We start from the raw sequence: 10,719 nt of genomic DNA on the forward strand, positions 1-10,719 counted from the left end.
GTGCTATTCTAGATACAGACAGTGCAGATCTGAAATCTACATTAGACAGCAGGTTCTGGGGCTCGTATTTTGCCGCCAAACATGCTGTGCCAAAGATGAACGATGGAGGATCAATTACTTTTATGTCGGGAACTTCCACTTGGAAGCCTTCTCCTGGGGGTGCTGTCGCGGCAGCATCGGGTGCAGCTGTAGAATCTTTAGGTAGAACATTAGCTGTTGAACTTTCTCCTATTCGAGTCAACACCATCAGCGCAGGTGCGATCGATACGCCTTTACTCGATACTTTTTTTGGTGAGAAACGAACAGCTGTCATAGATCACCTAACGAGAACATTGCCTGTAAAGCGAATGGGAGAACCCCAAGATATCGCTGAAGCAGCTTTGTATCTTATGAATAATAAATATTCTACGGGAACTGTTATTTCTGTTGATGGGGGTATTTTGCTTACCTAATTGTAATTATAAATTGAATAGCATGGTAACCCAATAGTGAAGTCTTTCCTTCAGTCCCTTCTTTGAAGGGGAGGTGATCACAAAATGACCGAGCAAGAATATTCTCGTTCGGTCATTTTTAGGTAATTAAATAATCAACTACTGTAGCTCAATATTAAGTTTTTCGCCGTAATCGTTCCAATCTTCATTTATGGTTTTGGCATACTGTAATCACATTGAAGTCATCATCACGCATGTTGAAGAAAGATACAAACTCATTCCGGATGATCCCACCATAAATGATTTGGAATCCCAAACTTTCTATTAAAGCTGCCGCTTCATCTATATCATCAGCGGGCACAAAGCAAAGCGGTGGCGCTTTATCTGGAATTGGAACATTGTCCATTCCGTTGGAATCGATCATAACGTCCGTTCCGTTCGGCAGATGCAGGATATGCATGTGACCGAAACGATCCTGCTACTCGCTCGAGAGGTTAAACAGCCTGCTGTATTGCTCTGCCGACTTTTCCAGATTTCTGGACCAAAGAATGATGGAACTGATCTGACTCCGAATGGGATTCTTACTTTCTACAGATCTAATCATTGTGACCTTCCTCCTTGTTATGTGCTTATAAAATTATCTTTTCTCGCGCCAATCCAGGTTTGGAGCTTTCTTCAGTTGCACTGGTACTCCAAGTGTTTTCCCTGCTTCGAGCAACAGCTCCCTACAAAAATAATAACCTCGATGATACACAATCCTATTGCTTTCAAAATCAAATTCACGAATATCGTGAAGAGCAAGACCTAGCTCGGTTTCAGCCAATACTACGAATACTTTTCGACCCCACAAAAGCTCCAACGAAACATGCAGAACCGGTCCTCTGTGTTTGAAAGAACCATTAAGCAATTCTCTCTTCGAATATTCCTGGAATCCGGGATTAGCATCATTATGAATACTTTCCTCAAACATTCCAAGGATACTGTCCACATCGCCGTTTCTCAATGCCTGAAGTAAGGTATCGAGCAGCAACGTGTTTGGTTCTGTTTTTTCTGGATGAATTTGATCCGGTAATATGTTGCGATGCTTGCGAATATTGGCCCTCGCGCGGTTAAGAGCTGCATAGACAGAACCTTCGGTCATTCGTACCATTCCGGCTACGTCGGAAGCGGTAAAGCCGTATACTTCCATGAGCAGGAAAACAGCGATTTGCCTATGCGGAAGATACTCGATCAATACTTCAAGTGCCTCAATCATTTGCAATGGATCAACCGTTTCTTCGGGAAAATCGTTGGAGTCCAGCTCTGCATACGTATCCATTGAAATTTTTTGCTTCCTAAGTCCGTCAATTCTCGTATTTGTAGCAATTCGGAACAAGTAGGATTTTAATGCGAGTGGGTGCCAGATCTGGGCCATTGTTGCGAAAGCTTTTAACAACGTCTCTTGAAATAGATCCTCTCCATCCCAGGGAGAACCCGTTAAATAACGGCAATATCTCCAAAGAGATGGGCGATACGGTTCGATCAACTCCTCAAATTTCTTATGTAATGCTCGAGTCTCTTCAACAATCGGATCGTATGATTCGGACATGACAGCCATCCCCTCCTGTGTTCCTTATGTAAGACGTGTAGAATGTTGAAAATCATACGGTCGTATAGAAATAAATTTTAATTAGTGTGTTTAACTAATTTATGGATAACTAAATATTCTGTGTAGTCCCATTAATACCTTCTTAGCGTAGCATTAAGCTCACGTGCCAGCTTTTTCAATGAGTTATCGTTTCCCATTAGTTTAGTTTCCGCAGGCTCATTGACGACAAACATAAATTCCGAATGAAAGAGCAACATTTCAAACATCACCTTGTGATATAACTAAACATGAATCCCAAACAAGGAGATGAGGGCGTGAGCAAGTTGAAAGGTAAAATCGCTTTAGTAACCGGTGCAAGCCGGGGGATCGGTCGTGGCATTGCGTTACGTCTGGCACAGGATGGCGCATTAGTCGCAGTGCACTATGGAAAAAGACAAAATGAAGCAGAGGAAGTAGTCCATAAGATTCAACAAAGTGGGGGTTCCGCATTCACGCTAGGCGCTGACTTAAAAGCCCTTAACGGCATTCGCGATTTATATGCGAAATTGGATAAAGCCCTTCGGGAACATACAGGCGATAATCGGTTTGATATTCTTGTGAATAATGCTGGAATCGGTCAAATTGTAACCATAGAAGAGGCGACGGAAGAATCTTTTGGCGAAGTCATGAACATTAATGTCAAAGCGCCGCTTTTTGTTACCCAGCAAGCTTTGCCGCGTCTGAAAGATGGAGGCCGCATTATCAATATCTCATCATTTGTTACACGCGTTGCCTCCCCTAGTGTTTTCGCCTACAGCATGTCGAAGGGTGCAGTCGACACACTTACGCATGTCTTGGCTCAGCAACTTGGAAGTCGTAATATTACGGTGAACGCCATCCAGCCTGGCATTATTAATACAGAAATGAATGCCGGGACGTTGCAAGACCCCAATGGACAGAAGTTTGCCGCCGGTCTTTCAACCTTCAACAGGTGGGGGGAGCCTGAAGATGTGGCGGATATTGCCGCCTTTCTTGCCTCATCGGACAGCCGTTGGGTAACAGGTCAATTGATTGATGCAAGCGGTGGATCTCATTTGTAAATTAACGGGTTCAGAAACCTGGCTGAAAAGCTAGGCTTTTGAACCCGTTAATTTACTCCGCTATGCTACCCTTTAGTTTAATGAAAACGACAGCCGATCTCCTGGTCGGCTGCCGTTGTGTCTTATTTGAGCAAACGTGTTCCGTTAGCTTAATCCCTTGGCCTGAACAAATATTCAAAACACTTTGCTGTCTTTAATGATCTCTGCTGACGACAAGCGCGTAGCTTCATAAATCGTAGCGCCAGTTTTTTTCAAAAACTCTTGAACTGTGTGGTAGCCAACTGCGTACCCAGCAGCATAAGAAAGTCCTACTGGATGATATCCCTGTTCTTTTGCGATATCGTCACCAAACATATAGCTGCTAACTTCTGCAAACCCTTTAATATCTAACGCTTGGCGAATAACCTCAATTGAGTACATTAAATCTTCTTCATCGAAGTTAACCCAAGGACCCGACATCTCCTCACCATAGAGGGCGCTTGCAAAGGATTCGGCCAGTCCTTCTATGATAATGTAATCACCTACTGTCACATTGCCATGATCCCAATCAAAATATGAAAACCGAACATTATGATGGAATTCATGTGCAATAATAGACGGGATTTTAGGTATGTTATAACCATCTGGGTAAATAATAAGCTGAATATATCCTGGTATCCCCCCAAAACCTGTGTACCCTTTTGTATAAGCGAGTTTTTGAGGGTCTGCTAGGTATGCACCAAAGTGTAGTGTATCCGCCTTTACCTCTAACCCCGCCTTTGCCATTACGTTAATACAATGTAGGATCGTTTTCTCCGCGATATGGTTAATATCAATTTGCTTTAATTTCTCTAAACCTGCTTGTCCTATACTCGTCTCTTTTCCATCCAGAAAACCCAACATTTTCGTGGCCATAATTACATCATATCCACCTGGTTGTGTGGCCACTATAGGGACATTGATGATATTCCACATACGCTCAAAAGGTCTCATCATCGTATAACGAAAAAAGTTTTCTCTTTTTGATTCAACCATTGTAAACAGCTTTTCATAATGCTGCAGCGTATTTTCGATGTGCAGATTCATTACTCTCACCTCTTATTTACATATAAATTAATAAATTCGTTCACTATTCTTAACGCAGTTAATAATCCTTCTTCCGATTTTTCCCCTTGCAATTTTTCAAGACAAATCATAACCTCATTTAAATGATGTCCTAGTTGTTCAAGGCTAGTGAGAATTTCGTTGAAATCCAGTTCCGCTGGATTGGTTTTCTTTATCGTCGTTACTTTGGTATTCAACATCTTTAGGATCATTATTTTAAGCAGGGCATTTAAATCTTTTTCAAATAGTATTCGAATACCATTATGCCGGTGTAGAGGAAGAATCTTTAATATATCGTAATATTGAATAGTTCTTTCTGTAATACCGGTATAATTTGATACCGTCCCTACCGTCTGCATTTTAATGTCACCTCCTGACTCAACAGGATAAAGCATGACGCGGCGTTAGGGTCAAGGTGATTACAGTTAATAACGTTAGCATGAACATTACAATTTTGATCTTTTAGTTTTAAATACGGATGCATTTTCGGTATACGGTTAATTAGCCTGCCCGTTACTTCAATGCAAAAGGGAGCAAATGCCCGTAGTGGTCTGCGTCCTGGTTATTTGAACTATCGTTCTCTGTTTGTTGATTAACTTACATTTTCTGTTGAATTAGACTTATAAACCTCTACATCTATTTGATTTATTTTCTCATTATTAAATGAGCTAAACTACAATAAAAAACAATATCATTGTTGATAATAAGATATTCGTAATCAGAGATAAGGTTTTACCTAATTTTGCACCTAAGTCATTTTTGAATTTATAACCCAGAATCAATGCTGGTATATAGAAAACAAGTGAATAAAATATTGTATAATGCAATCCTGTGTCACCGTTTGACCAAGGATTCAACCCTAAAAATCTTAATATATTATCTCCAAAGGACTCTCGATTACCAAATGAAATGGAAAATAATATTCCAAATATAAATAGCAATAATGAAATCGAACCTAACCCAATTTTCTTGTGATTTTGTTTCAAGAATTATAACCCCCATTCGAAGACTCTTCTTTCTATTACACCAATTCGGTACTCTTATATATCTTATTCCACTATCCTGCCCGTTAGTTGAGAAAGGCAGCTGATCTAAGTGATCGCTGCCTTTGCCGTTGCATATTGCACTACCGTGTCCCGTTAGTTCAGCGATTGGTATCAATAAACACATTATATCCAGTGCCATCGATGACATCTTGTGCTATCTCATTTGGTTGCTTTAAAGTGGTGTCATAAATAAATTGATTATTTGATGGAGAAGTTTCCATTTTATTCAGTAAAAACAAAGAGCGTTCTAATGATTCGATATCCCCCCTCCTCTCTAGACGTTCTATTAATTTATCTTTATCTGCTCGTAATATTATATATCTTAATTCTACATTCAAATCGGATATATGTTTACAAAACCAATCAAGTTCATCCTCAACTACAAAATCAATAACTACATTTAAGTCATTAATAATAAAATTCCTTGTTAAAGCAAGGATGTTTTCCCATGTTAAATTCAATCGTTCTTCCCATGAAGGTTGTGATTCCCCCTTAAACATATTAAGTAAATTATCGCCCTGTTCAATATATCAGTAGAATATGCATGTGTTATTATAGTTGTAAAGATCTGTATAAGAGGGTTGATTTTCCATGTTATCCATAAAACAGTTCTCTGAAAGAACTGGCATTTCCCCAAGTGCTTTACGGTTTTATGAAACAAAAGGCTTATTGTTCCCGAACTCGCGTCTTGAGAGAGGTCATCGAAAATACAGTCAAGATCAAGTCAGCCAAGCCCGATTGATTCATAGCCTGCGTCAAGCGCAGATAAGTCTCTCCGATATCGCAACCTTTATGAAAGCTGATCCAGAAGAACGGGAAAATATGATGATGCGGTGGCGTCATGAATCAGAAGTAAAGCTTTTGTGCGTGCAGGTAGCTAATCAATTTCTCCAAGGATTCAACCACGAGCAAAACGAACTTCATCTTGTAAGTTTTGAGAAGGAACTTTTTATGATTTGGTATACGGTTGCCGTTCCCGACCAAGGTCCCTTGCCTTTTATGGAAGCCACCCTAAAGCAGAAGCAGAAATTGCTATCATTTGGTGTAAAAGTGCTTGATTATGGTTTCGTACGTACCTTACGTGTAAACGAAAGCGAAATAATTGGAGAGATAGGTTTCCAGATACGCTCGAATGATGTTCGTAAAATTCCTAAGCAATCAAGGGGGTATACGATTCGAGAGATTCCTTACGCGTTATTTGCGACACTTGAATATAAATATGGTGAAACCTACGTTTGCTACCGTATTTTATCTATACTACGAAAGTTTGGTTTCGTACCGACCGGAGAACATTTTGATAAATATATTGCGGGCAATCAGGAGAGTCTCATGCTTTACGTCCCTGTTGCAAAAAAAACTTGAACTTCAAGTTACTTGAAGATTTATGATAAAGTCCAGATATAAATATTCCAGTAGAAAAGGTTCGGTGAAAACATGCATTTTACAAAATTCGATTTTTTGACCTTATGGGTTAAAGATGGAATCCGGCAAACTAATATCGACTGGTATGTAAACCATTTGGGGCTAAACATTGGTTGGGATTCGCCGGGTGAAAAACTAACGCTTCTTCAATTCCCGTCCAAGCAGGCGATGACCCTGCTAGCACATTACCCGGATGACATCACATTGCCAGAAGGAGAAGTCAGAGTTTGTCTGACTGTCTACAATTTACAGGAAACGAAGCTTTATCTAGATCGTGCGGGTATTCATACAACAGAAATTCATCAAACACCTTGGTGTTCCAATGCTTTCGATTTCTTCGACCTTCAAGGCACAAGGCTAACCGCAACGTCTCTGCCTGCATTACCCCTCTCTCAAGAAAAAAGTAAGCATATGTTCCACTCCTACTTCCTACATATAATGGTGTCGGACTTATCTGCAGCTAGACAATGGTATTCTGAGTTTTTGGGAATGATTCCAGTGGAGCACTCTAGTTCAGAGCATTATTATATGATGAGAATGCCCGAAGATGAAAAGGTTGAGTTCCCAATCTTTTTTTCAAAGGGCAAAGAATCCATAGACCTTCGCAGCTCTAAAGAAACTTCAATAACCGCTATTCGTCCATTTTTTCAACTTGCAGGTAAAACTCAGCTTGAACAAACACATGCAATTTTTAAATCCAACTGTATTGAAGTAACAGAGATTACTGGAAAACACGATGATTTCATGAGATGGTTTGATTTCACTGACCCGAACGGTAATCAACTACATGCGATTGCTTACTAAAAAGCAAATGATAGGGTCCTTACAGTTATAAACGATAAAATAGCTTAGAATTCATTTTGTGATAAGGTTCTCCGCAGTTGAAAAAAGTATTCTTCCGCAACGAGGCTGCCGATTCGTATCGACAGCCTCGTTCAGATATTATTCAACTAACGTGTCCTGTTAGTTGAATGATTAATTACGGGTATTCAATGAGTTTCTTGTCGATTTCTGCAATTTCGCCGATCTCTGATATACCATCCCAAAGAATTATTGACTCAGCATCAGCAGGTACTTGCTTTCGCACTCCACTACGATTAAAGAATGGGTTATCGGAGCATCGAGAGAACTGTAAATAAGCTAATCTATGCGATAATTTGTAGGATAATTCACGGTGAACCGTACCATAAGTAAATGAGGTTTATTGTTGTTGGAAAAATCAAAAGCCCAAAATAACAAGTTATGAATTTTTCGGCTTTTATTAACCAATACTTTATATTTTTATAAATTAGTCAGTCATATTCTTATTATTTTAATGCATTTTTAGATTTCGTCATCTTCTATTTGAGCTTTTCGCATCGATGAAAGACTGAACCATAGTCCGCATAAAGTTAGTCCAGCTATCGAAATCCATAAAGACTTTATGAAACCTAGTCCTTCAGCGAGGGTACCTCCTAATGGAGCGCCGATAACGACTGCACTACGGTTGATGGATCGCAGTGTTGCATTCATACGACCTTGCAGATGAGATGGCGTGACATACTGTCGATATCCCATTTCAAGAGGACCCTCGATTCCCATGGCAAAGCCGTAAAAGAGCTGCCCTACAATCACAAAAATGAGAGCTATGTACTGCGAGTCGGAGTTGTTAGCTGCTGGAGCTAGAGCCATCAAGATAACTGCTGGACCATAGAGAATTCGAGAAAAAGCCATTGCACGCCCGACACCAAAGCGCTCACCCGCTCGAGTAGATAGAGAGGTTCCAGCGACAGCACCGACACCTGCAGCGGCAAGGACATACCCAAGGTACGAGGCATCGAAGCCAAGCTCCATCAAAAAAAAGGATATTAGGATCGTCATCGTCATGCTATGAAAGAGAAACCAAGCATGAGTGTTTAAAGCGAGTGTACGAAGGTATTGGTGTTGGTAGACCCATTGCAGACCTTCCTTGATTTGCTGACCAAGTGAATCAGCCTTCACTTTTTTTGAGGGCTGGTGTTTAATCGATGCCATTAATATACCTGAAAATAGATACGATACGGCATCAAAAAGAAGGGCAAATGGTGCACCGATCCATAAGACAAGTCCACCTCCAATGGCTGGCCCGCTCGTTTCCGCAACAGCTGCGCTTTGTTCTAACCGTGCATTTGCTCGTGTTAATAAAGAACGTGGGACTAATTGTGGCACAAAGGACTGGTAGGCAGCATCATTAAAAAGAGACATAGCACCAAAGAGAACCAGCAGGACCATTAGCCAGCCAATACTGATTACTCCTGTGATAGACATTAAGCAAATGAAGGTAAGTATAATGCCGCGCCCCATATCTGTTACCACCAGTACAGTCTTTCGGTGAAAACGATCAACCAAAACCCCCGCTATTAATCCCAACAGTACGTACGGAAGCCATCTAGATGCTGAAACCCAGCCAACATCAACAGCACTGCCTCTCATATTACTAACCACCAATACCTGAAGAGCCAGGGTAGTAATATATGTGCCAAAGTTTGAAGTTGTCGATGCAATCCAAAAATGAACAAAGCTTCTGTGCTCCCTTAATTTCATCGGGGGTTCACCTCTTTTGTCAATTTATCCACCTTATAAATATAGTAATCACTCCTCTACTTTTTCCAACCTAAGTATTATCATAGTTCCATATATTTATAGCATCTGTTACGCTAAACTGCCTGTTAGCGCAACAAGACTGCCAATCGAACTGGTACCCTTGTCATGAACTATCGTTCTCCGTTAGTTTAATGCTTCTTGAGATAAAATACATTCCGAAACCATATTTCCGAACGTTTGTATGTCTCTTAAATAATCATAACCTGTGGGATTACGCTCGGTTTGATTTAACATTCGTACTGCCACTACGTTATATTTAGGAATGACCAACAGGGCATTTCCGTATATTCCGAGGGATTGAAAAGACCCCTTTGGAAGTTGTCCTCCCAGTTCCGACGAATTTCGTGGCCAATCTTGCACCCACCAAAAGAATCCATTGCGGGGTAAGGTTTCGTCAAGTGTTGCTGGAGTAATGATTTTCACTGCTTCTTCAATGATCGGTTTGGGCAGTATTTGATTCCCTTGATAATACCCTTTGGTAAGATGCAAATATCCCCAAAATCCCAGTTCACGTGTACTAACAAAGAGGTTTGCTTCTCCTCCTTGTTCTCCCGCGTAGGATTCGTTTACCCAAACGAGGTTCTCACTGTTTTCTTTTCTCCATCCTGTTTCAGACAGGCCATATGGCCTTAGAACTTTCTCATCAATGACCTTAGCAAGAGGTTGATCAAATAGTTTTTGAACAATTCTGATAAGAAGATTGACGCCTGCGTTATTATATTTCCAATCAGTCCCTGCTGGAAACATTCTCTTCAATGGGCTATACAAACCGTGTGTGTGGGTTAACAGATGACGAATGGTTGTGTCAGCTATCACGTCATCGTCAAGATCATCTAAATAATCAGAAACAGAATCGTTGAGACTTTTTATTCTTCCTTCGAAAAGTGCAAGACTTATAGCTAATCCTAAATATGTCTTTCGGATCGATCCAATATTAAATTGTGATTGTACATCAACTTTCCGACTATGTTTTGTGTTCTCATGATATCCAGAATACCATTCGTTAACAATGATGCCGTTTTGAATAATCAACACAGATGCAGCCGATGCAGAGATCAGATTCTTTATTTCAAATATGTATTGATTAATGCTTTCGAAGATATTTTCTTTAATTGCTACTTCAAAATTCATTTTTAGCCCCCACCCCCACGAGAAAACAATGTCTTTCCTAATTGTACCATTCAGCAGCATATCTTTACACTATTCTGCCCGTTAGTTAAGAAAACGGCAGCCGATCATCATGATCGGTTGCTGTCACGTTATACTATCGTGTCCCTAATAATCATCTGTTTTAAAACTCACTCAACAAATCTGCCTATTAATTGTACTAAGGAAACCGAGACCCTTGGATGATGGCTCGGGACGGAATCGAACCGCCGACACTAGGATTTTCAGTCCTATGCTCTACCAACTGAGCTACCGAGCCTTATGTTTGATGGATGATCACT

Annotated in this window: 13 protein-coding genes and 1 tRNA gene; 4 read left to right on the forward strand and 10 right to left on the reverse strand. The window is 40.4% G+C overall.

Annotation, left to right across the window (positions count from 1 at the left end):
- The coding region (locus E0485_RS23625) for an SDR family oxidoreductase (RefSeq protein WP_132420514.1) at positions 1-452 on the forward strand (452 nt) is incomplete at its 5' end.
- Between the two features lie 184 nt (positions 453-636).
- Here E0485_RS23625 and E0485_RS23630 read toward each other — a convergent pair.
- Genes E0485_RS23630 through E0485_RS23635 form a run of 3 tightly spaced genes read right to left on the reverse strand, consistent with a single transcriptional unit; the run spans position 637 to position 2,019 of the window.
- Entirely contained in the window at positions 637-891 is a 255-nt protein-coding gene (locus E0485_RS23630; protein ID WP_132419886.1) for a VOC family protein, read from the reverse strand.
- 18 nt (positions 892-909) lie between these two features.
- Positions 910-1,035: a hypothetical protein gene (locus E0485_RS25750; protein ID WP_268957619.1), complete on the reverse strand. Its 126-nt coding sequence runs from the start codon at positions 1,033-1,035 to the stop codon at positions 910-912.
- A 33-nt stretch (positions 1,036-1,068) separates the two neighbouring features.
- Positions 1,069-2,019 (reverse strand): RNA polymerase sigma factor, encoded by a 951-nt coding sequence (locus tag E0485_RS23635; protein WP_165921275.1) that lies wholly within the window; start codon positions 2,017-2,019, stop codon positions 1,069-1,071.
- Positions 2,020-2,333: 314 nt separating this feature from the next.
- On the opposite strand from E0485_RS23635, the gene E0485_RS23640 reads away from it, so the two are divergent.
- Positions 2,334-3,098, forward strand: a complete 765-nt coding sequence (locus E0485_RS23640) for an SDR family oxidoreductase (RefSeq protein WP_132420516.1) — start codon at positions 2,334-2,336, stop codon at positions 3,096-3,098.
- A 174-nt stretch (positions 3,099-3,272) separates the two neighbouring features.
- Here E0485_RS23640 and E0485_RS23645 read toward each other — a convergent pair whose 3' ends face one another.
- The 4 genes from E0485_RS23645 to E0485_RS23660 form a co-directional block, all read right to left on the reverse strand.
- On the reverse strand, positions 3,273-4,163 hold the full coding sequence (locus E0485_RS23645; RefSeq protein WP_132420517.1) for a DUF2268 domain-containing protein: 891 nt from the start codon (positions 4,161-4,163) through the stop codon (positions 3,273-3,275).
- A 5-nt stretch (positions 4,164-4,168) separates the two neighbouring features.
- The gene (locus E0485_RS23650; protein ID WP_165921276.1) at positions 4,169-4,540 is read right to left on the reverse strand and encodes a MerR family transcriptional regulator; all 372 of its coding nucleotides are present in this window, start codon (positions 4,538-4,540) and stop codon (positions 4,169-4,171) included.
- 309 nt (positions 4,541-4,849) lie between these two features.
- Positions 4,850-5,167 carry a hypothetical protein gene (locus tag E0485_RS23655; protein WP_132420519.1) on the reverse strand — a complete coding sequence of 106 codons (318 nt, stop codon included), beginning with the start codon at positions 5,165-5,167 and terminating at the stop codon, positions 4,850-4,852.
- 158 nt (positions 5,168-5,325) lie between these two features.
- A complete protein-coding gene (locus E0485_RS23660) occupies positions 5,326-5,688 on the reverse strand; it encodes a P-loop NTPase family protein (RefSeq protein WP_132420520.1) in 363 nt (120 codons plus the stop codon).
- A 130-nt stretch (positions 5,689-5,818) separates the two neighbouring features.
- On the opposite strand from E0485_RS23660, the gene E0485_RS23665 reads away from it, so the two are divergent.
- Complete coding sequence (locus tag E0485_RS23665; RefSeq protein ID WP_132420521.1) at positions 5,819-6,589, forward strand: helix-turn-helix domain-containing protein; 771 nt, start codon at positions 5,819-5,821, stop codon at positions 6,587-6,589.
- Positions 6,590-6,661: 72 nt separating this feature from the next.
- Positions 6,662-7,453: a VOC family protein gene (locus E0485_RS23670; RefSeq protein WP_132420522.1), complete on the forward strand. Its 792-nt coding sequence runs from the start codon at positions 6,662-6,664 to the stop codon at positions 7,451-7,453.
- A 519-nt stretch (positions 7,454-7,972) separates the two neighbouring features.
- On the opposite strand, the gene E0485_RS23675 is transcribed toward E0485_RS23670, so the two are convergent.
- The 3 genes from E0485_RS23675 to E0485_RS23685 form a co-directional block, all read right to left on the reverse strand.
- Entirely contained in the window at positions 7,973-9,211 is a 1,239-nt protein-coding gene (locus E0485_RS23675; protein ID WP_132420523.1) for an MFS transporter, read from the reverse strand.
- 183 nt (positions 9,212-9,394) lie between these two features.
- The gene (locus E0485_RS23680; protein WP_132420524.1) at positions 9,395-10,402 is read right to left on the reverse strand and encodes a serine hydrolase domain-containing protein; all 1,008 of its coding nucleotides are present in this window, start codon (positions 10,400-10,402) and stop codon (positions 9,395-9,397) included.
- Between the two features lie 222 nt (positions 10,403-10,624).
- Positions 10,625-10,697 (reverse strand) — tRNA-Phe (locus E0485_RS23685).
- Positions 10,698-10,719: the final 22 nt, after the last annotated feature.

The sequence above is a fragment of the Paenibacillus albiflavus genome (assembly GCF_004344915.1).
Lineage (GTDB): Bacteria > Bacillota > Bacilli > Paenibacillales > NBRC-103111 > Paenibacillus_AM > Paenibacillus_AM albiflavus.

What these genes read in the sequence shown, in the direction of transcription:
- E0485_RS23635 (WP_165921275.1), bottom strand. Translation starts at nt 2,019, where the DNA reads ATGTCCGAATCATACGATCCGATTGTTGAAGAGACTCGAGCATTACAT.
- E0485_RS23650 (WP_165921276.1), bottom strand. Translation starts at nt 4,540, where the DNA reads ATGCAGACGGTAGGGACGGTATCAAATTATACCGGTATTACAGAAAGA.
- E0485_RS23680 (WP_132420524.1), bottom strand. Translation starts at nt 10,402, where the DNA reads ATGAATTTTGAAGTAGCAATTAAAGAAAATATCTTCGAAAGCATTAAT.
- E0485_RS23665 (WP_132420521.1), top strand. Translation starts at nt 5,819, where the DNA reads ATGTTATCCATAAAACAGTTCTCTGAAAGAACTGGCATTTCCCCAAGT.
- E0485_RS23630 (WP_132419886.1), bottom strand. Translation starts at nt 891, where the DNA reads ATGCATATCCTGCATCTGCCGAACGGAACGGACGTTATGATCGATTCC.
- E0485_RS23645 (WP_132420517.1), bottom strand. Translation starts at nt 4,163, where the DNA reads ATGAATCTGCACATCGAAAATACGCTGCAGCATTATGAAAAGCTGTTT.
- E0485_RS23670 (WP_132420522.1), top strand. Translation starts at nt 6,662, where the DNA reads ATGCATTTTACAAAATTCGATTTTTTGACCTTATGGGTTAAAGATGGA.
- E0485_RS23675 (WP_132420523.1), bottom strand. Translation starts at nt 9,211, where the DNA reads ATGAAATTAAGGGAGCACAGAAGCTTTGTTCATTTTTGGATTGCATCG.
- E0485_RS25750 (WP_268957619.1), bottom strand. Translation starts at nt 1,035, where the DNA reads ATGATTAGATCTGTAGAAAGTAAGAATCCCATTCGGAGTCAGATCAGT.